At 60.1% G+C, this 223-nt stretch carries 1 protein-coding gene; it reads right to left on the bottom strand.

Translation table 11 applies throughout. From position 1 onward, the window contains the following. Positions 1-223, bottom strand: a 223-nt coding sequence (locus tag ABR397_RS24425) for a tyrosine-type recombinase/integrase (protein WP_350307934.1), incomplete at both ends; no start/stop codon positions are given.

The raw sequence follows: 223 nt of genomic DNA, 5'->3' as shown, positions 1-223 counted from the left end.
GACACTGAGCCAGCGGCTTAACCAGTGCAGCGCCTGCCCGCCGATGGGCACCACCCTATCTTTACGGCCTTTGCCCTGTCTGACCAGCACCACGCCGCGCCCGAAGTCCACCTCGCTTAACAGCAGGTTGGCTATTTCCATCCGCCGGATACCGGTACTCCACAGTACTTCAAGGATAGCGCGATTTCTCAGCCCGGTTGGGGTGTTGATATCCGTTGCGGCT

The organism is Photorhabdus viridis, assembly GCF_040256935.1.
GTDB classification, from domain to species: domain Bacteria; phylum Pseudomonadota; class Gammaproteobacteria; order Enterobacterales; family Enterobacteriaceae; genus Photorhabdus; species Photorhabdus viridis.
The sequence above is the reverse complement of the archived record's forward strand: the minus strand, read 5'-3'. Positions and strand labels throughout refer to the sequence as shown.